Source organism: Donghicola mangrovi (assembly GCF_013377535.1).
GTDB classification, from domain to species: domain Bacteria; phylum Pseudomonadota; class Alphaproteobacteria; order Rhodobacterales; family Rhodobacteraceae; genus Donghicola; species Donghicola mangrovi.
The window spans coordinates 724,998-750,512 of sequence record NZ_JABCJE010000001.1 but is presented as its reverse complement, the minus strand read 5'-3'; the positions used below and the strand labels follow the sequence as shown (position 1 = coordinate 750,512).

At 60.1% G+C, this 25,515-nt stretch carries 20 protein-coding genes; 6 read left to right on the top strand and 14 right to left on the bottom strand.

The genetic code is table 11. From position 1 onward, the window contains the following. The first annotated feature begins 154 nt into the window (after nt 1-154). Together HJ536_RS03840 and HJ536_RS03835 are read left to right on the top strand one after the other, a co-directional pair. Nucleotides 155-754, top strand: a complete 600-nt coding sequence (locus HJ536_RS03840; protein WP_177156717.1) for a sugar transferase — start codon at nt 155-157, stop codon at nt 752-754. Nucleotides 755-908: 154 nt separating this feature from the next. Further along, nucleotides 909-2,792 (top strand): polysaccharide biosynthesis protein, encoded by a 1,884-nt coding sequence (locus HJ536_RS03835; RefSeq protein WP_228028617.1) that lies wholly within the window; start codon nt 909-911, stop codon nt 2,790-2,792. 32 nt (nt 2,793-2,824) lie between these two features. Here the strand turns inward: HJ536_RS03835 and HJ536_RS03830 are convergent, their stop codons facing one another. Together HJ536_RS03830 and HJ536_RS03825 are read right to left on the bottom strand one after the other, a co-directional pair. Continuing rightward, nucleotides 2,825-3,898, bottom strand: a complete 1,074-nt coding sequence (locus tag HJ536_RS03830) for a DUF2793 domain-containing protein (protein WP_177156716.1) — start codon at nt 3,896-3,898, stop codon at nt 2,825-2,827. A gap of 158 nt (nt 3,899-4,056) precedes the next feature. Further along, the gene (locus HJ536_RS03825; RefSeq protein ID WP_176852347.1) at nt 4,057-5,166 is read right to left on the bottom strand and encodes a polysaccharide biosynthesis/export family protein; all 1,110 of its coding nucleotides are present in this window, start codon (nt 5,164-5,166) and stop codon (nt 4,057-4,059) included. A gap of 163 nt (nt 5,167-5,329) precedes the next feature. Here HJ536_RS03825 and HJ536_RS03820 point away from each other — a divergent pair, with 163 nt between their 5' ends. After that, the gene (locus HJ536_RS03820) at nt 5,330-6,151 is read left to right on the top strand and encodes an NAD-dependent epimerase/dehydratase family protein (protein WP_177156715.1); all 822 of its coding nucleotides are present in this window, start codon (nt 5,330-5,332) and stop codon (nt 6,149-6,151) included. Here HJ536_RS03820 and HJ536_RS03815 read toward each other — a convergent pair. The 4 genes from HJ536_RS03815 to HJ536_RS03800 all read right to left on the bottom strand — a co-directional run bounded on the left by HJ536_RS03815 (nt 6,148) and on the right by HJ536_RS03800 (nt 12,148). Beyond that, a complete protein-coding gene (locus tag HJ536_RS03815; protein WP_177156714.1) occupies nt 6,148-7,248 on the bottom strand; it encodes a hypothetical protein in 1,101 nt (366 codons plus the stop codon). The genes HJ536_RS03820 and HJ536_RS03815 overlap by 4 nt on opposite strands. A gap of 102 nt (nt 7,249-7,350) precedes the next feature. Continuing rightward, complete coding sequence (locus tag HJ536_RS03810; RefSeq protein WP_177156713.1) at nt 7,351-9,174, bottom strand: M10 family metallopeptidase C-terminal domain-containing protein; 1,824 nt, start codon at nt 9,172-9,174, stop codon at nt 7,351-7,353. Between the two features lie 415 nt (nt 9,175-9,589). After that, nucleotides 9,590-10,006, bottom strand: a complete 417-nt coding sequence (locus tag HJ536_RS03805) for a GlcG/HbpS family heme-binding protein (RefSeq protein ID WP_176852351.1) — start codon at nt 10,004-10,006, stop codon at nt 9,590-9,592. A gap of 12 nt (nt 10,007-10,018) precedes the next feature. Then, complete coding sequence (locus HJ536_RS03800) at nt 10,019-12,148, bottom strand: malate synthase G (RefSeq protein WP_177156712.1); 2,130 nt, start codon at nt 12,146-12,148, stop codon at nt 10,019-10,021. A gap of 99 nt (nt 12,149-12,247) precedes the next feature. Here HJ536_RS03800 and HJ536_RS03795 point away from each other — a divergent pair, with 99 nt between their 5' ends. After that, a complete protein-coding gene (locus HJ536_RS03795; protein ID WP_177156711.1) occupies nt 12,248-13,024 on the top strand; it encodes an IclR family transcriptional regulator in 777 nt (258 codons plus the stop codon). Here the strand turns inward: HJ536_RS03795 and HJ536_RS03790 are convergent. Continuing rightward, nucleotides 13,021-13,869, bottom strand: coding sequence for an endonuclease/exonuclease/phosphatase family protein (locus HJ536_RS03790; RefSeq protein ID WP_177156710.1), 849 nt, complete (start codon nt 13,867-13,869; stop codon nt 13,021-13,023). The two genes, HJ536_RS03795 and HJ536_RS03790, sit on opposite strands and share 4 nt — an antisense overlap. A gap of 492 nt (nt 13,870-14,361) precedes the next feature. On the opposite strand from HJ536_RS03790, the gene HJ536_RS03785 reads away from it, so the two are divergent. Further along, nucleotides 14,362-15,042 carry a hypothetical protein gene (locus HJ536_RS03785; protein ID WP_177156709.1) on the top strand — a complete coding sequence of 227 codons (681 nt, stop codon included), beginning with the start codon at nt 14,362-14,364 and terminating at the stop codon, nt 15,040-15,042. A gap of 111 nt (nt 15,043-15,153) precedes the next feature. On the opposite strand, the gene ilvD is transcribed toward HJ536_RS03785, so the two are convergent. After that, nucleotides 15,154-16,992 carry a dihydroxy-acid dehydratase gene (gene ilvD / locus HJ536_RS03780; protein WP_177156708.1) on the bottom strand — a complete coding sequence of 613 codons (1,839 nt, stop codon included), beginning with the start codon at nt 16,990-16,992 and terminating at the stop codon, nt 15,154-15,156. A 367-nt stretch (nt 16,993-17,359) separates the two neighbouring features. Between ilvD and HJ536_RS03775 the strand changes: the two genes are divergently transcribed. Further along, nucleotides 17,360-18,103, top strand: a complete 744-nt coding sequence (locus tag HJ536_RS03775) for a hypothetical protein (RefSeq protein ID WP_177156707.1) — start codon at nt 17,360-17,362, stop codon at nt 18,101-18,103. A gap of 38 nt (nt 18,104-18,141) precedes the next feature. On the opposite strand, the gene gyrB is transcribed toward HJ536_RS03775, so the two are convergent. The 6 genes from gyrB to dnaA all read right to left on the bottom strand — a co-directional run bounded on the left by gyrB (nt 18,142) and on the right by dnaA (nt 25,470). Continuing rightward, nucleotides 18,142-20,559, bottom strand: a complete 2,418-nt coding sequence (gyrB, locus tag HJ536_RS03770; protein WP_177156706.1) for a DNA topoisomerase (ATP-hydrolyzing) subunit B — start codon at nt 20,557-20,559, stop codon at nt 18,142-18,144. A 78-nt stretch (nt 20,560-20,637) separates the two neighbouring features. Then, the gene (locus HJ536_RS03765; RefSeq protein WP_176852359.1) at nt 20,638-21,258 is read right to left on the bottom strand and encodes a LysE family translocator; all 621 of its coding nucleotides are present in this window, start codon (nt 21,256-21,258) and stop codon (nt 20,638-20,640) included. Beyond that, nucleotides 21,255-21,671, bottom strand: a complete 417-nt coding sequence (locus HJ536_RS03760) for a VOC family protein (RefSeq protein ID WP_177156705.1) — start codon at nt 21,669-21,671, stop codon at nt 21,255-21,257. The genes HJ536_RS03765 and HJ536_RS03760 overlap by 4 nt, the downstream gene beginning before the upstream one ends. Beyond that, entirely contained in the window at nt 21,668-22,771 is a 1,104-nt protein-coding gene (recF, locus tag HJ536_RS03755) for a DNA replication/repair protein RecF (protein ID WP_177156704.1), read from the bottom strand. Before recF ends, HJ536_RS03760 begins: the two co-directional genes overlap by 4 nt. 90 nt (nt 22,772-22,861) lie before the next feature. After that, nucleotides 22,862-23,980 carry a DNA polymerase III subunit beta gene (dnaN, locus tag HJ536_RS03750; protein ID WP_176852362.1) on the bottom strand — a complete coding sequence of 373 codons (1,119 nt, stop codon included), beginning with the start codon at nt 23,978-23,980 and terminating at the stop codon, nt 22,862-22,864. Between the two features lie 113 nt (nt 23,981-24,093). Next, nucleotides 24,094-25,470, bottom strand: a complete 1,377-nt coding sequence (dnaA, locus tag HJ536_RS03745; RefSeq protein ID WP_176852363.1) for a chromosomal replication initiator protein DnaA — start codon at nt 25,468-25,470, stop codon at nt 24,094-24,096. Nucleotides 25,471-25,515: the final 45 nt, after the last annotated feature.

Below are 25,515 nucleotides of genomic sequence, written 5' to 3'. Positions count from 1 at the left end.
GACATAGCTCGATACGTTTTTCCAGCCTGTTTTGCCCGTTAAACCTGTAGAGCAACCCATGTGTTGCAATTTCGATCTGGAATCGTGCAACAACGCTTTTTACTGGTGTTTTCAGCATGAACCCGCCGATGAATTGTAACGGAAACATATACAAATGACCCTGTCCAAACGGGTTTTCGACCTGACCCTATCGATTCTGCTTCTGCCCTTCCTGATTCCCGCAATCGCCCTGATTTCTTTGCTGATTGTCGCTACAGACGGCGCCCCCGTGTTTTATAAATCCGAGAGGATGCGGGATCACCTTACCGGATTCACCTTGTTCAAGTTCAGAACAATGCGCGTTGTTGCTCAGGACTCGGGCGTTTCGGGGGGCGACAAAAACGACCGGATTTCCCCGATGGGCCGTTTTCTGCGCAAGTACAGGCTGGACGAACTCCCTCAAATTTTTAACGTTTTAAGGGGTGACATCAGCTTTGTCGGACCGCGCCCACCTCTCAGGCTGTACGTCGAGAGATTCCCCGAGCTTTACAAAAATGTGCTGCGCAGCCGTCCGGGAATCACCGGCATGGCGACAATTTTCTTTCATAAACATGAAGAACTTTTGCTTTCGCAGTGTGGCACTGCCGAAGAAACAGACAAAGTTTATTCGGAACGCTGTGTTCCCAGAAAGGCAAAACTGGATCTGATTTATCAGGAAAAACGTAATCTTTGTATGGACTGTTGGCTCATCAAAAAGACGGCTTTGCGCAAATAGCCGCCAAATGCGTGCCGAATCTGACTCATAGTGAGAAGCATCGCGGTAGTCGTCGGCAAAACAATCTAGTATACCGGACTGGTAAATACCCCGTACCTTTGCAGATTTGCATATGAGCGCTTTTTGCGCACACTCCGATAATCGGATAAGTTGAATGATACTGTACAATCTTCTTATGCGGACCAGCCGCGCGCGCAAGACGATGCTTATGCTCGGGCTGGATGTCGTGATAGCCCCGGTATCATTACTACTCGCCTTCCATCTGGTCGGGCTGGAGCAGTTTGTCGGTGTGATAACCCCGTGGCTGAGCGTCATTCTCTTCGGAACAATCGCCGTGACATCGATGCTGGCGTCTCTGGCGCTGGGCCTGCATAAGGTGCGACTGAACAGCTATGACATGGCCTGCGCGGGGCTCAGTTCATTGGCCGCCCTGATCATTGCAAGCGTCGGCGCGGTGCTGACCGGTATCATCGGCGTAGAGGTATTGCCGCGGCTATGGATCGCGATGGCGGCCTTTCACGGCGGGCTTAGCGTCGGCGCACGCGCTCTGATCCGCCAAATCCTGTTGGCGGTCTATCGCCGTGGGGACAAACGCCTGCGCATCCTGATTTACGGTGCGGGCCAAACCGGACAGCAGCTGGCCGCCGCGCTGAAAACCGATCGCTCGGTAGAAACCGTCGGGTTCGTCGACGACAACCCCACTTTGCAGAGCTTGAATATCTCGGGTCTGCGCGTGCATTCCCCGATCAAGATCAAGTCTCTGGTCGAGCAGAAAATGGTCGATCGCGTGATTCTGGCTATGCCCTCGGTCAGCCTGCCCCGCCAGCGCCAAATCGCCCGCCGCTTGACCGAGATGGGCTGCCAGACCCGCCTGCTGCCCTCTTTCGCAGACATGGTGAACCTGACCTCGCAATCCGGCGAACCCCGGTTTGACGCAAACGCCGTGCTGAACCGCGCCCGCCTCGAGGATCAGATCCCGCAGGCCGCCGAAAGCTACGAAGGCAAGGTTGTCATGATCACCGGCGCGGGCGGCTCGATCGGGTCGGAGCTCTGCCGTCAGATCATTGACTGCCAGCCGCGCAAACTGATTCTGGTCGATCACAGTGAATACGCGCTCTATGCGATCACCAAGGAACTGACCGCCCTGAACCGCAAGCTCAAGCTGGTTCCGATCCTGATGTCGGTGACCGACCGCAAGGCAATCGAGCGGATCATGCGGGCAAAAAAGGTGCAGGTTGTTCTGCACGCTGCCGCCTACAAACATGTGCCTATGGTGGAAAACAACGCCATTGCGGGCCTGTGGAACAACGTTTTCGGCACGAAAATTACCGCCGAGGCCGCCCGCAGTGTCGGGGTCGAGAAGTTCATTCTGGTCTCGACCGACAAGGCCGTTCGCCCTTCGAACGTGATGGGCGCATCGAAGCGTCTGGCAGAGCTGGTCATTCAGGACTTGGCGACCCGTGGCGGCGACACGCGCTTTTCCATGGTGCGGTTCGGGAACGTTTTGGGCTCGTCGGGCTCGATCATTCCGCTGTTCGAGGAGCAGATTTCCCTCGGCGGCCCTGTGACGGTGACGCACCCAGAGGTGACCCGCTATTTCATGACCATCCCCGAGGCGTCGCGTCTGGTGCTGCTGGCCGCGTCGTTTACCCGCGGGGGGGACGTGTTTGTGCTGGATATGGGCAAGCCCGTGCGCATCGCACAAGTTGCTCGTCAGATGATCGAAGCTGCCGGTTACAGCGTGCGCGATTGCGACAACAAAGATGGTGATATCGAGATTCGCTACATCGGCCTGCGCCCGGGCGAGAAATTGCACGAGGAACTGCTGATCGGTCAGGATATGCTGACCACGCCGCACCCGAAAATCCTGCGGGCCCGCGAAGGTAAGCTGTCCGAAATCGAAGTCGCCTCTGCGCTAAACGATCTGCGCCTGGCGATTGAAGCCGGTGACGATGAAGCCGCCAGAGAGGCGGCCTTCAAATGGTCCATGCCGCGTGAGCCGTTCAAGATCGAATCGACCGCACAGCTGATTTCATAAAAAAAGGCCCGGAGATTTCCGGGCCTTTTTGTTTAAATCCAGCGACCAACAGCGATCACATTGATCTGGATATTTTCGGCGGTGCTGACTGCGCTCATCGCCATGACATCGGCCTGAGTAGCAGTCGCGGCAGAGGCATTTGCCGCCCAAATCCCGCCAACACCTTGCGCAGACATGCTGATCGTCGGAGCTTCGGTGAATGCGGCAGGGAAGGGAAACGCAACGCCGTCAGATTCGAATACTGCGCCGTACGCAGCGGCCGCGCCAGAAACCGTGACATGGCCCGAGCAAATCTGGCTGCCATCCGCAAACCGCAGAGCCACCGAATTGGTCCCTTCGATCCGCTGGATCAACGCGCCCGAGGGTAGGCCATCCGCCATAGAGACCGCCCCAACCGCGTTCCCACGACAGTATCCATAATCAGCGCGCATCAAGCGGCCCGAGGTGACATCCGTCGAGCTGCTCTGGATTGCCTCGCCCGAGATGTGGCCGGTTGAGGGATCAATGACCACCGCATCATGCCATGTGCCGCCATCCGAGACCTTCAGGTGCAGCGCATCGTCACCGCACAAGCCCATTTCCGCGCGGCCAGACCAGTTCGACTGGAACAGCAGGCTGGCAGTCTGGCCGGTTGCGGACTTGTTCACCTTGATCTGATGCCCCCCTCCGGCATGGTTAAAGAGGCTGGCGTCCGAGGACACGGTCAGACGATTAGTATCATCCGCGCTGGACCCGATCCCCAGATAGGGCAGGTTCTGAAGCTGCTGCGGAAGGTCGGTCCACTCATCTTCTTGGTAAACCACGCAGCGCCCACCAGACGCATCCCACGCGAGCCAGCCTTCGGCCGGCTGCAGATAAATCCAACCACTGGCGGTGTAGGCCGCAACCATGCGCGGGTACGGTGACCAATCGCCAGTCGCAGCATCCGCGGTGAAGTAGCAGGCTCCGATTGCGGGGGCCTCGGGCGGTGCCGATTGCGACAGGCTCTGCAATACCATCTGCACCGCTCCATCAAGGCGCAGTAGAGCCTCGTTATGGGTGACGTGCTTTTGCGCCTGCGAGGGCTGCAACAGGGGCAGATCGAGCCGCGGGGATGCGCTGGTCATGGGGATTCTCCGTGATTGCTTTGCCCGCAGCAGAGCCGCATGCGGGTAAACACAGCTTCACGATGGGAAACGCAGCCCTAACCCCCTGTTAACCAGCCAAGCAAAAGGGCCGGTCCCCAATGGAAACCGGCCCCGAATTCAGTGCAATCAAGCGGCGATCAGTTCACCAGATTCTGTGCCTGAGTATAGCTGGCCCCACCCAAGCGGAACACGCTCAGGAAGTTCGAGATCAGCACCAGCGGCGCCTCGGACGCGTAGATGATGTCGTCGGGGTTCACTTCGAACTGTTGGGCGGCGAACAGACCCTCGGCCTTGGTCAGGTCCAACGCAAAGATCACCATGTCCTTGTCAGGGCCGTGGGTGTCCAGACGGACCGCGTCATGCTTGTACTGGCGCAGCACCAGAACGCCCTTCAGATCGGCGCGGCTGTCGTTCAGACCACCGGCAAGGCTGATCGCCTGTAGCGCAGTCACCGGCGGATTCTTCAGCGGCACGAGCGTCTCGCGGCCAGCCGAGCCCATAACCGTCACGTTCTGGGGCATATCCGCGATCGTCACCTTGTCTCCGCCGCGCAGAACGGCATCCAGACGGCCATCCTCGGTCAGGTCATTGGCGAAAACCTCATAGGTTTGACCCCCACGGATCAGGCGCACAACGGGGTTCTGGATGTTATCCTGAATCCCGCCCGCATCCGCGATCATGTTCAGGACCGAATAGCTGCGATCAACCAGCGGGTAGGCTCCGGGACGGGCGACGCCATCCACGATACGCGCAAGGTTATTCCGGCCAGGCTGCGCAGACAGCAGCACCTGCACCGAAGGCGCAATGCTTTCCATCTGGTTGGCGATGTCGTCACGGGCCGCTTCGATCGACAGGCCACCGACCTGAACGTTCCCCACATAGGGCAGGAAGACGCTGCCAGAATTCGACACGCGCACATCGTTCACACGGGCCTGTTTTTCGTTCGCACCAGTCAGCAACGAGTTTTCCTGACTGTCCCAGATGCTCAACGACAGCAGATCGCCCGGACGGATCACATAGGTCGGCGAGCCGGTGCTGCCACCAACCCAACCGTGCTGCAGGCTCGCTCCGGTGGAGGGCCATTTCTCGACCATCGCAAGGCTGGCGCGGTTCAGTTCGACCACGTCGTAGGCGGCGTTCTGGCTGCTGGAGCCACGCAAAACCTCGGACTTCAGGGCCGCTCCGCGCGGGATACCACACGCCGCAAGCGACGACACAACCACAAGGCTCAGAACTAGGCGCAACATTCGAGTACCCTAACGCATTCAGTCAATTGCGCCGTTGATGCCATTTTTTCCCCACAGGTCCAAGACAAGCTTTCGCGTCGGCGCTAGAAAGATGCGTACAGAACACGGAAAACACGCATCTTCTTGCCGATGGTGCGGACATAGAAAAGCAGGGACAGGCCACATGTCAGAACATCCGGTCATCGTGACAGGCGCGAACGGTCAAGTCGGGCGCCGCGTCCTGCGCGCTTGGCGGCATGAGGCGCCGGATTTCGACTATGTCGCCGTGGCGCGGCAAGCGGGTCCGGACTGGCAGGCGTGGGATGCAGGGCAACCGCCAGTGGTTTCGCGGGCGCGGGCTGTCGTGGGCCTGTGGGGTGTGTGTTTCGGGACGCTAGAGGAAACGCGGGTCAATCTGGATCTGGCACAGGCGGCGCAGGACTTGGCCGCAGCGACAGGAGCGGATCGGGTGATCCACCTGTCCACGCAGTCCGTCTATGGCCGCCAATGCCAGAACGCCGCCGAGGATCAGGCCCCCACCCCCGCGAACCCCTACGGCACCGCCAAGGCCGAGATGGAAGAGATGTTGCGCGGCATTCACGCGCCCAAGCCGGTGATCCTGCGGGTGGCCAATGTGATCGGGGCCGATGCCATTTCGCGCAGTTTGGCCGGTGATGCGCCCGTCGTTCTGGACCGGTTCGCCGACGGCTCAGGCCCTGTGCGCAGCTTTATCGGGATTGCGGATTTGGCCCGCATTATCGCGGCGCTCGTGACGTGCCCGCTGGACCAATGCCCCGATGTGATGAACATCGCTTCGCCCGTTGATCTGCCGATGGACGCCATTATGAATGCGGCCGGACGTGCCTTTGAATGGCAGGATGCCCCCGCAGGTGCCCTGCCAAGCGCCACCATCGCCACCGACCGCCTTCGGGCCAGCGGTCTCCCCCAGCCCCGCGCCACCTCTGCCGAGGCGCTGTATCGGGACTGGCAGCTTCACGCGGACTAGAGCGCGAACCCCTCGATAAAGGCGCGGGCGTCCGGGTCGGACAACTGGCGGGCTTGGGCGCGGATTTTCGGCAGCGCGTCCGCCACGGCGTCCAGTTCGCGGATGGGGCGGCACCGGAGCATGTTGTCGATGTTCGAGAAGAACTGCGCCTGCCCCGTCAGATCCCCCAGATAGTCGTGCACATCCTCGAACCGGTCGAACATTTCCTCGCGCAGGTCGGGGCCGTACATCTCGATCTCCGAGGACTTGGGCAGACCCAACTGGGGCGTCACATCCTCGAGGAAGTTGCGCAGATTCAGGGCGACTTCGGGCATCAGTTGCGCATTCCCGCGGCGGACGATTTCCTGAACCGCGCGGTGCATCGACGGGTTCAGCGGCGCGGGCGTGATCAGGCTGTCGGGGAAGTTCAGGCAGGACTGCTCTTTGAAATCCTCGATCGTGCCGCCGGCCGTACGCACCGCCGAAAAGTCCCGCAGGATGAAATCGGCATCGGGCATCATGCTGACCCACGGCTCCAGGATCAGGCGGTAATCGAAATGGGTTGTCTCGAAGTATTCCTGCATCGCGCCGCGCCCCAAAGGATGCAGCCGCTCACCCGCCTTCAGCCGTTCGCCGTGCCAGCTGGACAAGTAGTTATCCACCCGCCGCAGGTTCGCGATGATGCGGAACGAGGCCTCGGGGAATTCGTCGAGCAGGGTCTGGATCAGGCGCGGGCTGACCACGCCAAAGGTCGAGAAAACCTCGGACGCCAGAATGACGACCTCTGGCTGGACGAATTCAATCTGCTTTTTGATGGCGCGGAACATCTGGCGGGTGCGCGGCAGGCCAGAATGCTTGGCGGGGACGAAACGGGTTTCATCCACCTCCGAGATCATCTTGTAGGCAAAGGCGTTGTGCGCCTCGCGCGCATTTACGGGCAGGGGGATGTCGTCGATGTCGCCGATGATGGCCTTGGAGACCATGAAGGACAGCCCCTCGGCCTCGATCATGGGATAGAGGATGCCCGATTGGATCAGCCGCACGTAGTTGCGGTACAGGAAATCCTGAAGCTGGCTCGAACCCACCTTGTGGGGACCAATAAACAGAACAAATTGCATCGGCGCGCCTAACCCCCCGGGCTGTCCGTCGTAACGCGGCCCGCCGTAATTGCGGGGGCCTCCGGCTGTCCCTAGCCGCTGAAGCCCCCGAATTCCAGTCCGTTAGATGAGTTCCGAATTGGCAACCACCATCGCCAGATCGGTCACATTGAGCAGCACAACGCTGTCGCCTGTGTCAAAGGTGATGACGGTGTCGCCAGACGCGACACTCAGGTGCAGGTTCAGATCGAAACCGGCGTCGGCGCCGTCATCCCAGAGATCCGCCGAGAATTGCAGGACATCGCCCTGAGTTCCCGAGAAGTCGGCAATCGTGTCGTCACCGTCTCCGGCGTTGAACACGAAGGTATCCGCATGAAGGCCGCCGCGCAGGAAGTCGTCGCCCGCACCGCCCTCCAGAACGTCACGGCCATTGCCACCCGACAGGGTGTCATCGCCTTCGTTCCCATAGAGCCTGTCATTGCCGCCGTTGCCATAGAGCCGGTCGTCGCCGGTGCCGCCGTACTGCTTGTCGCCGCCGCGGCCGCCCTTGAGCAGGTCCGCATCCTCGCCGCCATACAGGCGATCTCGCCCGCCGTTGCCGGACAGCGTGTCGTTACCTGCGCCGCCATAGGCGGTGTCCCAGCCCGAGCCGCTGATCAGCGTATCGCTGCCGTCCCCGCCCTCGAGTAGATCGCGCTGGCTGTTTCCGGCCAGATAGTCGTTCCCGTCCCCGCCAGAGATCGAATCCGCCCCGCTGCCACCGAAAAGGCGATCGTTGCCATCTTCGCCCTCGAGCGTGTCATTGCCCGAATACCCGTAGGCCGTGTCGTTGCCCGTGCCTGCGTTCAGCAGGTTGCCAACGCCGTTGCCATACAGGCTGTCATTGCCGCCGCCGGAATAGGCGTTCTCGATCACCGTGCCGCGGGCGATGCCCATCACCCCGTCCTGCCCGCCAAGATCAGAGAAGCTTTCCTCGCGCAGGTCGATGCTGTCGGCGGTGCTCAGAGAGCTGAAATCCAGCGTGTCCTCGCCCGAGTAGTCATAGAGCGTCACGGCTACCGCATCGCCGGTATAATCCTCGGACCGTTGGCTGGTGATCGCCGACTCCAGCAGGTAGCCAAAGATGTTGTCCAGCGTGGTGCCGACGCCGTAAACCGTGTCCCCCGCGGTGGCAGAGCTGGACCCCGCCGCGCCGTAGATCGTCTGGATCGCCAGAATATCCGCCATCATCGCCGTCACCGGATCGGCATAGTCCGCGTCCACAGTCGGGTTCTCGGTCTGGCTGAAATAGGACATGACCGAAATCTGGTAGCTGTCATTCGCGAAGACGGCGTCGTCGGCATATGAGGCATAACCGTTGTAATCGCCCATATGCCCCAGTCCCAAGGCGTGCCCGATTTCATGGACGTAGGTGCTGAAGGAATAGCTGTCGAGCGAACTGCCATAGGAATTCAGCCAGCTTTTCGAGACGTTCACGAACGCACTGGTGATCGTATCGCCGGAATAGGTCGTGTTGCAGTAAGCACCCGAGTAATCGTCCGAGAAGGTGATATCCGCGGTGCCCGAGGTCACCTCTTCGAACTGGATGTCCGCGACCATCTCCCACATCTGGAAAGCCCAGCGCGCCAGCTGCTGGCCGTCGCTGGTCAGCTCGCTGAGATCAACAGTGATCACCGTGGATGAACCCGACGCAAAAGACCGCGAGGACGAGCCGGTACCAGACCAGTACCCCTCGATCAGGTAGGCCGCCAATTCATCCAGAGTACCCTCGCTCAGGCTTGCCCCGGAACTCGAGGCACCCGTCGAATAGCTTACAGTATCGGTCTCGGATACCGTTTCAGATGTCGACTGGAAATCACAGTCGCTCGCTTGGGGTCTCAGTTCTTCGCAGATAGTGCACATGGCGTCCTCGGTCTGGTTGAACTTCCGCAAAAATAGAAGCTGCACTCACCGAACTTACTTCACCAAAGGTTACGCCTTTTCTGAGACCTTCCAATGTCATCCGCCTTGTTTTAAAGGCTATTTCAGGGTTTCATTCGGGTCATCCCACCCCATTTGTCTAAACTCATTCTCCAATTGTGGCAGCCCTTTCGCGGCTTCATACACCATATGACCACATGGGTACGGTGGATGGATACAGGCCATCCTTTCGCGATTTTTCCTTTGTCAAAAGGGGAATAAAACTCACCCATAACGGGTGAAATACCTCGCCGCAGGTATGCATGATTGTTAATGCAAATTTACAATATTTGCCGAAAAATTGTGGAAATTGTGGCAAATGGCCCTTTCAGGACCCTGAAACGAAAAACGGCCCTCCACAGGGGAGAGCCGCCAATTTTAGGTATTTTCAGGTCAGAGAGTTTCAGAGACCCAGTGCGTCGATTCCCGCCTGAGCCACCTGCATGTCCTGCGCAGGGGTGCCGGAACTGACACCGATTCCCCCCACACAAGCGCCGTTCGCCATCACCGGCAGACCACCACCGACCACCATCAGGCGGCCGCCAATGGCGCTGTTGATGCCGTGGGTCGGGCCCTCGGGCTGGCTGATCGCGCCGTATTCGTGAGTCGCTTTCTTGGCCCCCGAGGCGGTGAAGCTTTTGTCGATCGCGATGGTGATGCTGGTGACCTTGCCGCCGTCCATACGCTCGAAGGCGATCAGGTTGCCCCCGTCATCGGTGATCGCGATGCACATGGGCACGCCGATCTCGACAGCTTTGGCGCGGGCACCGGCCAGCATCACGGTTGCGTCTGCCAGATCCAGACGTTGTACAGTCATCATAGTCCTATCTCCTCAGGCTGCCTTGGCCACGCGGCGCGCAGCATGCAGAAGCGGTTCGGTATAGCCCGAAGGCTGCTCGGCGCCCTTGAACACCAGATCACAGGCTGCCTGGAACGCAGGACCGTCATAGGACGGCGCCATCGCGGTATAGGCAGGGTCGCTGGCGTTCTGCGCGTCCACTTTCAGCGCCATGCGCTTCAGCGAATCCAGCACCTCGAGTTCCGAGCAGATGCCGTGCATCAGCCAGTTCGCCAAATACTGGGAACTGATCCGCAGGGTCGCGCGGTCTTCCATCAGGCCCACATCGTTGATGTCCGGCACCTTGGAGCAACCGACCCCCAGATCAACCCAGCGCACCACATAACCCAGAATGGACTGGCAAGAGTTGTCCAGCTCGCGGGTCACTTCGGCGTCCGACAGGTTGCGACCGATCATCAGCGGCGGGGTCAGCAGCGCGTCACGGCTGGCTTTCTCGCGGCCCTTCAGCTGCTCCTGAAGCGAGGCAACATTCACCTGATGGTAATGGGTCGCGTGCAGGGTCGCTGCGGTGGGGCTGGGAACCCAAGCGGTGTTGGCGCCAGCTTTGGGGTGACCGATCTTGACCTCCAGCATCTCGGCCATGGCATCGGGCTTGGCCCACATGCCTTTGCCGATCTGGCCCTTGCCGTCCATGCCAGCGGTCAGACCCGCATCGACGTTGCCAGCCTCATAGGCGGACAGCCATGCAGCATCCTTCATCTCGCCTTTGGGGATCACAGGACCCGCATACATCGAGGTGTGGATCTCGTCGCCAGTGCGGTCAAGGAAGCCGGTGTTGATGAACACGCAGCGCTCTTTGACCTCTTTGATACACGCCAGAAGGTTCGCCGAGGTGCGGCGCTCTTCGTCCATCACACCCAGTTTCACGGTGTTGCGGGGCAGGCCAAGGATATCCTCGACGCGGCCATAGAGTTCGTTGGCGAATGCCACTTCCTCGGGGCCGTGCATCTTGGGCTTCACGACATAGACCGACCCGCTGCGCGAGTTGTTGTTCACCGATTTCGCCAGATCATGCATTGCGGCGGCCACTGTCACTGCGGCGTCCAGCATGCCCTCGGGGGTTTCCTGACCGTCCAGCAGAACCGCGTCGGTGGTCATCAGGTGACCCACGTTGCGGACCAGCAGCAGGGCGCGGCCGGGGTGGATGGCGGGTTTGCCCTCGGGGGTCAGGTAGGTGACGTCAGGGTTCAGGGTGCGGGTCAGCTGCTTGCCGCCCTTTTCAAAGCTCTCGGCCAGATCGCCCTTCATCAGGCCCAACCAGTTCGCGTAGACGACGCACTTGTCCTCGGCGTCCACGGCGGCAACCGAATCCTCGCAGTCCTGAATGGCGGTCAGCGCGCTTTCCAGACGGATGTCGGAGATGCCTGCGGGATCGTCCTTGCCGATGGTCGAGTTCGGGTCGATCACAACCTCGATCAGCAGGCCGTTCTGGCGCAGGAAGACGTTTCCACGCTCGGTATAGCCCGCGAATTGCGAGGGGTCTGCCAGCGCAGTCTCGGCCCCGCCAACGGTTACCACCAGCGCGGCATCGCGAACCTCAAGCGCCTGAACATCCGCCCAAGACCCGTTCGCCAGCGGCGCGGCCTTGTCCAGATGGGCACGGGCCCACGCGATAACCTGAGCACCGCGTTCGGCGTCATAGCCCTTGCCCGTGGCCTGACCGGGGATCGCGTCAGTGCCATACAGAGCGTCGTACAGCGAACCCCAGCGTGCGTTCGCCGCGTTCAAGGCAAAGCGGGCGTTCATCACCGGAACCACCAACTGGGGGCCAGCGATGGTCGCGATCTCGGGGTCAACGTTCGTGGTTTCCATCTGGAACGGCGCGGGCTCGTCCACCAGATAGCCGATTTCCCGCAGGAAGGACTGGTATTCGGCCCCGTCCAGCGGCTTGCCCTGACGCGCCTTGTGCCACGCGTCGATCTGCGCTTGCAGGTCGTCACGCTTGGCCAGCAGGGCGGCGTTCTTGGGCATCAAGTCGCGCAGCATCTGCGCATAGCCCGACCAGAACACTTCGGGCGTAACATTCAACAGCACCTGCTCTTCGATCAGCGCCGCAAGGGGGGCGGCGACTTGCAGACCGTGGCGTTCGACATAGTTGGTCATGGCATCCTCCAATTTCTGGAGAAACAGATAGTCCAACCTTTCGTACAGCGTGACAAATGGAAAAAGGTTTTTCACAATGTGGAAAACGGGAGGCCGAAAATGAAAAACCCCAAGGATGGCGTTCAGTCCGTCAGTCGCGCACTGACCCTGCTGCAGGAACTGGCCCGATCCGATGACGGCCTGCGAGTGTCCGATCTGGCGCGCAGCACGGGGCTGGCGGTGTCCACCGCGCACCGCTTGCTGACCACGCTAGAGCAGCACGGCTTTGCCCAGTTCGAGCCCGAAACCACCCTGTGGCACGTGGGCCGAGAGGCGTTTGCCGTGGGCTCTGCGTTCGGGCGGCGCCGGAACTTCGTGGCGCCTGCCCTGCCCTTCCTGAAGCGCCTGAGGGATGTCACCCGCGAGACGGCGAACCTTGGGATTCTCGACGACAAGCAGCTGGTCACCATCAGTCAGGTCGAGAGTCGCGAGATCATGCGCGCCATTTCGAACCCCGGCGGTCAGGTGCCTGTGTTCTGTAGTGGTATGGGCAAGGCGATCGTGGCCACTTGGTCCGATGACGCGATTGCCGCGCTGGCCGATCAGGCGGGCCTGCCGCCAATGACCACGAAAAGCCTGCGCAACATGGACGCCGTGTTCGAGGATATCCAGCTAACCCGCCAACGGGGCTACGCGCTGGACGACGAAGAGCACGTCACCGGTCTGCGCTGCGTCGCCGCCGAGGTCTGGTCCCCCCAAGGAGAGGCCGTCTGCGCCATCAGCGTCAGCGGACTGGCGGCGCGCCTGACGGATGCGCGGCTGGACACCATCGGGGCACAGGTGCGCAAGGCCGCGAATGAACTGACCTTGCGACTTGGCGGGACACCTCCGGTTTAGGTCAGGTACAGGTCCGCCAGCACCGGATAGTGGTCCGACGGATATTCCCCAAGGAACTGGTCCCGCACAACCACAGGCTTGGTCGCCAGATCGACATTCCGCGAAAATCCCATGTGGTCGATCGCAGCAAACAGATGCAGCCCGCGATTGAAGTGGAAGGTCGAGCCCGGAATTTTCGGGATCTTCAGCCCGCGTTTGGCCAGCACCCGTAGAGGGCGCATCCCGTCGCACGAATTGAAGTCCCCCATCAGCACCACATGCTCTGACGCGGCCAGCCACGGCTCGATGTTCTGGCAGATCAACTCGGCCGAGCGGCGGCGGTTCTTCAGGTTGCAGTAATCAAGGTGCATGTTCACCACGCGCAGGGTCTTGCCGCTGCTGACCTCTCTCAGCCTGACCCACGACGCGAAATAGGGGTAGCCGCCCACCTCGCAGGTGTGACGCATCCGCTTGTAGGTCTCGGGGAAAGCAAACGACCCTTCTTCCAGCAGATCGAACCGGTCACGGCGATAGAACACCGGCTGGGTCATAGGGCAGTGCTGCCAGTCGCCCTTGGCCGCGACCTCGTATTCGGGATTGCGCTCGGCCAGATAATCGCGGGCTAGGTTCACCTCGTCGCCATTCTCGGCGGCAAAGCTCTCCATCTCCTGAAAGGTGATGATGTCCGGCGCGATGGCGCGAAAGGCGGTGTTCAAGGGCTCTTTGCGGCGATGCCAATCCTCGACCGACCAGCGCCCGTCTTCCTGCAGCTTGATATAGTGGACGTTGTAGGTGGCCACGCGGATCGACCGATGCGGCTGCGGGGGAATCGGGTGTCGGGTGGAATGCAGCCAATGCGATGCCATGACCGCCACAAAACCGAGGATCAAAATACAAATAATAAAAACAAAAGTCGGGATCATACCGGGTGCGCCCCTCTGTGTCGGAACCTTCGGAGGGTTAACCAGCCCAGAGGGATAGGGTTCCCCACCGGCCCCTCCACATTTTCGCAGGGGTGCCGTTCATCCTATCCCCTGTCGCCGACATGACCCTTTTACGGCGGCGATATCCCTTTTGCGAAGGCGATACATCCTAGGTGATGCAACCTTTGGGGTGAGTTTTATCACCTCTGGATTGGTTACACTTCCTTCGCTGGTGTTTAACCAACAACGGGGCGTATCCGGTCCCACTCAGGTCTCTCCCTATAGTCGAATACTCTTAAAATCCGCCCATTGGCGGGCAGGCATTCCGCGCAAAAACCCCGCAATATTGGGACATACCGAGCGAACAAGCACACGCATCGGATGATCTCAACCTTGGGCGCGGCCCTGACACACGACATCGAAAAGGGGAATGCTATGCTGGACTGCATCAAGACATTCAAAACCAAAGCTGCCATCGCGTTAGCTGTGTTTTCGTTTGTAGCGACCCCGGCGTTTGCGGCAAAGCCCCCCTCGGCCAAGCAGATCGCAAACCTGTGCAATCAGGCGCCCTTGGTTCAGGTTGTTGAAAATCTGCCCCAGCCCATCATGAGCACCGCCAAGCCCGCAAGCCTGGCCAAGAAAATGAAGGCTGGCTGGCGCGTTCAGGGCCTGACCGAACTGAAGCGTTCGTTCAAAGCCAACTTCCAGTGGGAAATGCTGAACACCGCCTCGGGCACCTGCCTGCGGATCAAGACCATTCAGGTCACCACCGGCTCGATCGCCCCCAAGGTCTGGATCAACCCCAGCATCCGCCGCAACAGCTGCGACTACAAAACCACCCTGCGCCACGAGCTGGAGCACGTGGACAACCACAACGTCTATGTCCGTGAGTTCAGCAACGACCTGCGCCGCAATCTGGCCACCCGCCTGAAGGGCAACACCGGCATGCTGGTCAAGGCGAACGCTGACCCTCGTGCCGCCAAGGATGCCCTGATGCAGCGCACCATGGCCGTTCTGCAGCAGGTCAACAGCCAGTTCGATGCGGTCGCGGACGCCAAAGACCGCCACATGGACACCGACAGCAACTACCGCCGTGAATATGCGGCCTGCCGCTAAGAGCGAAAGACCAGAGGCTTCAGACTAACCTCGTTCTATCAACCGAAGCCTAAACTAGAAGCCCCGCCACAATGGACGGGGCTTCCTTTTGTTCTGGGGGTCGGGGCCGGATTATTCCGGCAGCACGCGGACCGCGCCTTTGTCTGCCGACGAAGCAAACGCAGCGTATACCTTCAGCGCCTGAGACACCTGACGCTTGCGCTGCTCGACCGGTTTCCAGCCTGCGGCGTCCTGAGCGGTGCGGCGCGCGGCCAGCTCTGCTTCGTCCACGGCCAGATTGATGGTGCGGTTCGGGATGTCGATCTCGATGATATCGCCATCACGGACCAGACCGATGGTACCGCCAGCCGCCGCTTCGGGCGAAGCATGGCCGATCGACAGACCCGAAGTACCACCCGAGAAGCGGCCGTCGGTGATCAGCGCACAGGCCTTACCAAGGCCTTTGGATTTCAGGTAGCTGGTCGGATACAGCATTTCCTGCATGCCGGGGCCGCCCTTGGGGCCTTCGTAGCGGATAACCACGACTTCGCCGGCCTGAACCTTGTTGTTCAGAATGCCGTAGACGGCAGCATCCTGGCTCTCGAACACTTTGGCGGGGCCGGTGAACTTCAGGATCGACTCGTCGACGCCTGCGGTTTTCACGATGCAGCCGTCCAGCGCGATGTTGCCCTTCAGAACTGCCAGACCACCGTCCTTGGAGAACGGAGTTTCGACCGAGCGGATCACGCCACCGGTACGGTCGGTGTCCAGATCGGGCCAAGTGCTGCTCTGGCTGAACGCGGTCTGGGTCGGAACGCCACCGGGTGCGGCAAGGAACAGTTCGCGCGCTGCGTTGTTCTGCGACACGGCGATGTCCCACTGATCAATCGCATCGCCAAGGGTCGGCGCGTGCACAGTCGAACAGCTGCGGTCGATCAGGCCGCCACGGGCCAGTTCACCCAGAATACCGATGATGCCGCCTGCGCGGTGCACGTCTTCCATGTGGACGTCCGCTTTGTTCGGCGCGACCTTGCAGAGGCAGGGCACGCGACGCGACAGGGCGTCGATGTCGTCCATGGTGAAGTCCACGCCGCCCTCAATCGCAGCAGCGAGGATGTGCAGAACGGTGTTGGTCGAGCCGCCCATCGCGATATCCAGCGCCATTGCGTTCTCGAACGCGGCTTTGGTGGCGATGTTGCGGGGCAGAACGCTGGTGTCGTTCTCGTCGTAGTAACGCTTGGTGATCTCGACGATGCGGCGACCGGCCTCAAGGAACAGGCCCTTGCGCGCCGAGTGGGTCGCGAGGGTCGAGCCGTTGCCGGGCAGCGACAGGCCCAGAGCTTCGGTCAGACAGTTCATCGAGTTCGCGGTGAACATACCCGAGCACGAGCCACAGGTCGGGCAAGCGGCTTCTTCGATCTTGGCCAGATCGGTGTCCGAGACTTTGTCGTCCGCCGCGGCAACCATCGCATCCACGAGGTCCAACGCAATGGTGCGACCGTCGTCCAGCGTGACCTTGCCTGCTTCCATCGGGCCACCCGAAACAAAAATCGCGGGAATGTTCAGGCGCATGGCGGCCATCAACATACCGGGGGTGATCTTGTCACAGTTCGAGATGCAGACCATCGCGTCGGCGCAGTGCGCGTTCACCATGTATTCGGTGCTGTCCGCAATCAGTTCGCGCGAGGGCAGCGAATACAGCATGCCGTCATGGCCCATCGCGATGCCGTCATCGACCGCAATGGTGTTGAACTCTTTGGCGATACCGCCGGCCGCTTCGACTTCGCGCGCAACCAACTGGCCCAGATCCTTGAGGTGGACGTGGCCGGGCACGAACTGGGTAAAGCTGTTAACGATCGCGATGATCGGCTTGCCGAAGTCGGAGTTTTTCACGCCGGTGGCGCGCCAGAGGCCACGGGCCCCTGCCATGTTACGGCCGTGGGTGGTTGTACGAGAACGATATGCGGGCATGTCTTTCGCTTTCAGTCTGGCTATCGCACAGACACCTGCACCCCGCAGACGGAAAAATCAACCACAGGCGCACGCCAGAGCGGGCAATTTCCTGCGATTTTGGCGCTTTCCACTTTCCGAAAATGTGCCGCAACGCAGCGATGGCGACAGAATGTTTCCTGTGTCGCCCTTGATAAGACGGGCAATCAATTGCAATAAGAAGGATGTGTACACGACATTTTTGAAAAGTCGCATTCATATAGTTTACGGTTGAAACTTTCCCCTATTGCCCTTCGTTTAGGAAATATACACTACTTTTACGAGTAACAATTACAAGAAACTCCACCAAACCGTAAATTCAAAATACCAAAACTCCGAGGAAACCAGAATGGATTTGAAAAAATTCATGGTTCCTTATGATTGCACTGTTTCTCGACTTCTTCAGAAGATCACCCCCTACAAAATCGGGTCTACCAGACACCTGTTTGCCTGTGCCCTGATCGGCGCGGCATCACTGGTTGCCGCCCCCGCCACGGCTGGCATTCAGCCCAGTTCATCCCTGCAGCACCAATGCTCCAAAGCGCCAAAGCTCATCGTAACCGGCGCCTCAACCAAAGCAGAAATTGTTAAAAATCCGCCTGTTGGGGCAAAATCCGCCCTGCGCGCAGGCGGCATCCTGGGTCTGACCCACTTCGATCGGGATACCTATACCAGCGTGACTTGGCAAAAGCACAGTGACGCCAGCGGGTCCTGTATCCGGATCAAATCCATCACCGTCGAGATCGGAAACGAGGCTCCTGCGGTATGGCTTGCTCCGGCTGTAACGCGGCACGCCTGTTTGAAACGCGTGGTGACGGCACATGAAATGCAGCACGTTTCGCACCACGCGGACTACGAAAAGAAACTGAAATCGACTTTAAAAAGTAATCTGAAATTACTTCTATCAGGCAAGACCTACTCTTATCTGCCAAACGGTAAAAACGAAGTCTCGAATAAAGAGAGACTCGAAAGAAATGCAAAGCTGGCAGTTGCGAAACTACATGGCCCGATTGCGAGAGCAGCGCAGCGTCGGGACCAGTCCATCGACACCCCCGAGCAGTACGCCATAGAACTGGCAAAGTGCGGCATGTAACGAAAAAGGGCGACGCTGCACCGCGTCGCCCTTTGATTTTAGAAGTCCAGGTTTTCCACGCTTAGGGCGTTCTGCTGGATGAATTCGCGGCGCGGCTCCACCACATCTCCCATCAGCTTGGTAAACAGATCGTCGGCCTCTGCCACATCGTCGATCTTCACCTGCAGCAGGGTCCGCGCATTCGGATCCAAAGTGGTTTCCCACAACTGCTCTGGGTTCATCTCGCCCAAGCCCTTATAACGCTGAAGTGACAGACCCTTTTCGCCCTCGGACAGGATGGCATGCAGCAGGTCCAGCGGGCCATAGATGTTCTGGCTGCGGTCCTTGCGCAGCAGCTTGGCCGGTTTACCGTAAACATCCTGCAGCGACTGGGTCAGCGAGCCGACACGGCGCGCCTCGCCCGAGCGCAGAACGGGGCCATCCAGCGTCCGGGCCTCTTCGACGCCGCGCAGAATACGGCTCAGGCGCATACCGCGGTCCTGAGTCGGACGACCCTGCCAGCCGCGCTCGTATTCCAGCGCGATCATGTCCAGACGGGCGGCAACGGTGTCACACATGCCCTGCAGATCGGCGTCCACGGCACCTGGAACGAACGCCCCGGAGATCGCCGCCTGCTCCAGAATGTGGCGGGGATAATGGGTGGGGAAGGCATCCAGAATGCGCTTCACGCTGCGAGCCTCTTCGACCACGCGGATCAAATCCTGACCAACGATCTCTTCGCCCGAGCCCATGCGCAGCACGGCACCTTCGACGCCTTGGGCGATCAGGTACTCTTCCATCGCGGACTGGTCCTTGAGGTAAACCTCTGACTTACCACGAGAAACTTTGTACAGCGGCGGCTGAGCGATATACAGGAAGCCGCCTTCGATCAGCTGGGGCATCTGACGGTAGAAGAACGTCAGCAGCAGCGTCCGGATGTGCGCGCCGTCAACGTCCGCATCGGTCATGATGACGATCTTGTGATACCGCAGCTTGTCGATGTTGAACTCGTCGCGGCCAATGCCGGTGCCAAGCGCCATCACAAGGTTACCAATTTCCTGACTGCCGAGCATACGGTCGAAACGCGCGCGCTCGACGTTCAGGATTTTACCCTTCAGCGGCAGGATCGCCTGCGTCCCACGGTCACGACCGGTCTGCGCCGAACCTCCTGCGGAGTCACCCTCGACGAGGAAAAGTTCGGTTTTCGCCGGATCTTTTTCCGAGCAATCCTTCAGCTTGCCAGCAAGGAAGTTCACGTCCATCGCGGTCTTGCGGCGGGTCAGTTCGCGGGCCTTGCGCGCGGCTTCACGGGCCAAAGCGGCCTCAATGATCTTGCCGACGACCTGCTTGGCGATGCTCGGGTTTTCCTCGAACCACTCGGCCAGCTTTTCGTTCATCAAACTCTCGACAGCGGGGCGCACTTCGGAGCTAACCAGCTTGTCCTTGGTCTGCGAGCTGAACTTGGGGTCCGGCACTTTGACCGACAGCACGGCGGTCAGACCTTCGCGGGCATCGTCGCCAGAGAAGGTAACCTTCTCTTTCTTGGCGATGCCAGAGGTCTGCGCGTAGTTGTTGATCGTGCGGGTCAGCGCGCCACGGAAGCCCGCCATGTGGGTGCCGCCATCGCGCTGGGGAATGTTGTTGGTGAACGGTAGAACCATCTCGTTGTAGCTGTCGTTCCACCACATAGCGACTTCGACGCCGATGCCGTCCTTTTCACCGGACATAAAAATCGGCTCGGCGATCATCGGGGTCTTGCTGCGGTCGAGATATTTGACGAACTCACGCACGCCGCCTTCGTAGAACAGCTCGGTCTTCAGGGGCTCGGCGGGGCGCTCGTCCTCGAGGATAATGCGCACGCCAGAGTTCAGGAACGCCAGTTCCCGCAGACGGGTTTCCAGCGTCTTGAAGATGTATTCGAGGTTCGAGAACGTGTCGGTCGAGGCCAGGAACCGCACCTCGGTGCCACGTTCGCCTTCGGCATCGCCGACAACGCGCAGATGCTCGGCAGTCTCGCCGCGCACGAATTTGGCGTAGTGCTCTTTGCCGTTGCGCCAGATGCGCAGTTCCAGCCAGTCGGACAGAGCGTTCACAACCGAAACGCCCACGCCGTGCAGACCGCCGGAGACTTTGTAAGAGTTGCTATCGAACTTACCGCCCGCGTGCAGCTGGGTCATGATAACCTCGGCCGCGCTTACGCCTTCTTCGGGGTGCAGATCGACCGGAATCCCACGGCCGTTGTCCCGCACCGAGACAGAGCTGTCAGCGTGGATTTTCACGCGCACCATGGTTGCGTGACCAGCCAAAGCCTCGTCGATACCGTTGTCCACGACCTCGTACACCATGTGGTGCAGACCGCTGCCATCGTCGGTGTCGCCGATGTACATACCGGGACGCTTGCGGACAGCCTCCAAGCCCTTGAGAACTTTGATAGAATCGGCGCCGTATTCTTCAGGACGCGATGCGGTATCGGACATGCAGGGTTCCCCTTGTTCTTTGTCCTAGCTTTTACAAGTTCTTGCGCGGATTGTCACGCAAATGACCAACATATTGCGCTAGAGCAGCGGAATCACGCAGCCCACCAGAATCAGCAGTCCACCCGCGATCTGGTTGGTCTTTTTCAAGGCTTCGGGGCTTTGCAGCAGGCGCCGCGCGCGTCCGACAAACGCCGCCAAAATCAGGTTTCCGATCAGCGGAACCAAGGCGGAAATGGCACATACAGCTACAATATCGATAGGGGTCACGCCGCTCAGGTCAAAGAAGCCCGGCAGCATCCCCATGTAAAACAGAATTGCCTTAGGGTTGCCCAGAATGGCGGCCAAACCGGCCACAAAACCGGCCCACGCACCTGGCCGGGTCAGGCGGCTGTCCGCGCTAAGCAAGGTGTCAGCTTTGCGGATCAGACCAACGCCCATCAGGATGAACACGACAGACGCGATATAGCGCAGCGCAATCAGCACTCCGTCATAGGTCTGCACCACCCACGCCACCCCAAGGATCGCCAGAAGCGGCCACAGCACGTCCCCGATCACCACGCCCAATGCCAACGGCCATGCGGCATTGAAGCCGCCAGACAGCGCCCGCGCCACCATGGCCACCCACACCGGCCCCGGCGTCAGAAACAGAATAAACAGCGCCCCTGCATACAGCAGCAGGTCAAAGGGCGAGAGACTCATACAAGCTTGCCTTCTTCATCAAGTTTCCAGAACGGGTTCATCGCGTATTCCCAGATGTGCCCGTCGGGGTCGGCCAAAGTGCCCGAATACCCGCCCCAGAATACCTTTTCCGGCGCCTTGCACGGGGTCGCGCCCGCGGCAAGCGCCGCGTCATAAGCGGCATCCACATCCGCCTCAGTCGCGAAATTCTGGGCCAAGGTCATGGCGCCAGTGCCCAAGTCTGCGGGCGAACGCCCCAGATCCTCGGCCAGTGCAGCCTTGTCATAAAGACCCAGCTTCGTGCCCCCAAGGTCAAAGAAACACACGCCCTCCTGCGCGGTCTCGACCTCCCACCCCAGCGCCTCGTAATAGCCCCGAGCGCGCGCCAGATCAGCGACCCCCAAGGTCACCAAGGTCACTCTGTTCGCCTTCATCCCAAAAACCTTTCCTCGACACGGCTGATGCCGACCTCTTCGCTGACCTCGAAATACTGGGCCCGCTCTTTGAATTCCTCGAACAATTCCGGCCCCGTGCCGGTCATCCACGCCTGCGCGCCAAGGGCACACACCTCGTCATACAGAGCGGCCCGCCGGTTTGCGTCCAGATGGGCGGAAACCTCGTCCAGCAGCAAAATCGGCGGCGCGCCGAAATCCTGCGCCAACGCCCGCGCATTCGCCAGTATCAAAGAAATCAAAAGCGCTTTCTGCTCTCCAGTCGAGCAGTCCTTGGCAGGCACGCTTTTGGCCGCATAAACGCCCTCCAGATCGGTCCGGTGGGGCCCTATCAGCGTCCGCCCCGCCATCAAATCCCGCCCACGACTGTCCGCAAAGGCCTGCGCCAACCCTTCGGCCTCGATCGGCTCGGATTCGACCAACTCCAGATCGGCCACGGGAAAGGCCGTCTCGGCCTCCCTCTGCGCCGCAGAAACCAAGGCCAGCGCCAACCGCCGGTGCTCCATGATCTGCGCGCCCGCCTGCGCCATCTGGGCCTCCAGCGCGCCATACCAATAGGCGTCGCGCTTCTGATCCTTCAGCAAGCGATTCCGTTCCCGCATCGCCTTTTCATAGATCAGCGATGCCTCCGCATGAGCGGGGAAAAAGCTCATAACCATCCGGTCCAGAAACCGCCTGCGCCCCTCGGCCCCCTCAATCCACAGCCGATCCATCGAAGGCACCAACCACAGCACCCGCGCGATCTGCCCCAAAGCCAACTGAGTCGCCGCCTTGTCATTCAACTTCAGCTGACGGGCGGCACCATTTTCCGACCAAATCTCGGCCTCATGCCGGTCTGCGCCATGCTCGATCGCACCCACCAGCTTCCACCCCAGCGACTCGGGCCGCCGCGCCATCTCCTCGGCACTGGCCCTACGCATCCCGCGCCCGGGGGAAAACAGGGAAACCGCCTCAAGAATATTGGTCTTTCCAGCCCCATTGGACCCGTACAAAGCCACCGGCCGCCCATCACAAAACAGCTCCGCCCGCCGATGCGAGCGAAAGTGAGACATCCGCAAATGACTTAGAAAAAGACCTTTCATCCTGGCCCTAAATACCCCCGCCGGAGGCACCGCCGGGCCAGCGGCCCGGAAAATACAGCGCGAGGCCCCGAAGGGCCTCGCTCAACTGGGTCAGACGCGCATCGGCATCACGACATAGATCGCCGAGGTATCATTCCCCTCGCGCATCAGGGTCGGATCGCCGGACGAGTTGAACATGAACACGGCGTTTTCGCGGTCCACCTGGCTGGCAATTTCCAGCAGGTATTTGGCGTTAAACCCGATTTCGAGCCGTTCATCCGCGTAGGCCACAACCAGTTCTTCTTCGGCCGCGCCGCTATCGGGGGCGTTGACGGACAGAACCAGCTTGTCTTCCTCAAGCGCCAGCTTCACCGCACGCGAACGCTCGCTGCTGACGGTGGCCACACGGTCCACTGCCTTGGCAAAGTCACCCGCGTCCACTTCCATGCGGCGGGTGTTGCCCATGGGAATCACGCGGCTGTAGTCGGGGAAGGTGCCGTCGATGACCTTGGAGGTCAGCGTGATGGTCGGAGTCGCAAAGCGCACCTTGGTCTCGGATACCGAAACGGTGATCTCGGCCTCATCGTCATCCAGAAGTTTGCGCAATTCGCCCACAGTTTTGCGCGGCACGATCACGCCGGGCATGGATTCGGCCTCTGCGGGCAGCGGCGCATCAATACGGGCTAGACGGTGACCATCAGTCGCCACGCAGCGCAGCACGCGGCCCTCTTCGCCATCCGCAACATGCATGTAGACGCCGTTCAGATAATAACGGGTCTCTTCGGTCGAAATCGCGAATTTGGACTTATCAAACAGGCGTCGCAGCACCGGCGCGGGCGCCTTGAATGTCGTCTGGTATTCCGAGGACGCCATCACGGGGAAGTCCTCTTTGGGCAAAGTCGCCAGCGAGAACATGGAACGACCTGCCTCAACGGTCAGACGGCCCTTGCCCGCGTCATCGGTCAAGGTGACCAGCGCGCCATCGGGCAATTTGCGGACGATCTCGTGCAGAGTGACGGCGGATACGGTGGTCGATCCGGCCTGTTCGACCTGCGCCAGCGCCTTGTCCACGACCTCGATATCCAGATCGGTGGCACGGAACGAAACCGTTTCGCCCGACGCCTCGATCAAGACGTTCGCGAGGATCGGGATCGTGTTGCGGCGTTCGACAACCGATTGCGCCTGAGCCACTGCTTTGACCAGGACACCGCGTTCGATGCTGAATTTCATTCCCTCGCTCCTGTCGTTGTCGGGAGCGGTAAGGTACCCTAAATGGCAAGCCGCTCAACCCTTTTATGAGATTTCTCCAAGGGAATGAGCGGCCCGTCAAGGGTTTGCGGCGATTACGCCTCTAAAGAGCGGCGCAAAAGCTCCAGATCTTCGGCCATCTGATGGTCTTTGACCTTCAGTTCCTCGATCTTGCGGACACCGTGCATAACGGTGGTGTGGTCACGTCCACCAAAGCGGCGGCCGATCTCGGGCAGCGAACGGGTTGTCAGCTGCTTGCACAGATACATCGCCACCTGACGGGGACGCGCAAAGCTGCGCACACGCTTGGGGCCGATCATATCGCTGAGGCGGATGTTGAAATGCTCGGCAACCTTGCGCTGGATTTCCTCGACCGTGATCTTGCGATCGCTGGCGCGCAGAACGTCCGCCAAACAGTCCTGAGTGAGCTCCAGAGTGATCTCGCGGCCCACCAGCGACGCAAAGGCGAACAGGCGGGTCAGAGCGCCCTCGAGCACACGCACGTTGGTCGAAATGCGGTGCGCCAGGAATTCCAGAACGCCGGGCGCGATCTGCAGCTCCGGGTATTGGAGTTTGTAGGCATCCACCTTGGACTGCAGAATCCCCAGACGCAGTTCATAGTCGGTCGGGTGCAGGTCCACGACCAGACCGCACTGCAGACGGCTTTTGATTCGATCTTCTAGATCCTTGATCTCACCCGGCGCGCGGTCGGCCGAAATGATGATCTGTTTGTTCTGGTCCACCAGCGCGTTGAAGGTGTGAAAGAATTCTTCCTGAGTCGAATCCTTGCCGGCGATGAACTGGACGTCATCGACCATCAGCACGTCAACGCTGCGGAACAATTCTTTGAAGTCCATCATCTTGCGATCACGCAGCGCCTGAACAAAGCGGTACATGAACTGCTCTGCGGACAGATAAACTACGTTCAGATGCGGGGATTTCAGGTGCAGATCCCACGCAATCGCGTGCATCAGGTGCGTTTTACCCAAGCCCACGCCGCCATAGAGGAACAGCGGGTTAAAGCTGACAGGGCCACCTTCGGCAACGCGGCGCGCGGCAGCATGAGCCAGCTCGTTCGGCTTGCCGACGACGAAACGGTCGAAGGTATAGCGCGAATCCAGCGGGGCGCCCGGCAGATCCATGTCGGTGCTGCGCTCGGCCGCGGGCGACTCGGGGGTATTTGCGGCACTGGCACGGGCCGCAGGAGCGGATTGCACTTTGGCCTGCTGACGCGACGCGACAACGAACTGGATACGGCGCACAGCAACGCCGGCCGAGTTCATCGACGACAAAATCGTATCAGAGTAATTTTGTGTTAGGTAATTGCCCATAAAGTTTGTGGGCACATTAAAGGTCGCAATGCCATCTTGCAGGCTGTGGAACTGAAGGGGCTCAATCCAGGCAGTAAAGTTGTTCTGTCCCAAAACTTGCCGAAGATCCTGACGGATCTGGCCCCACTGTTCTTGCGTCATTCTTCCCGCTCCAGGTTCTGCCGTCTAACTCGACGATCTCTTTTG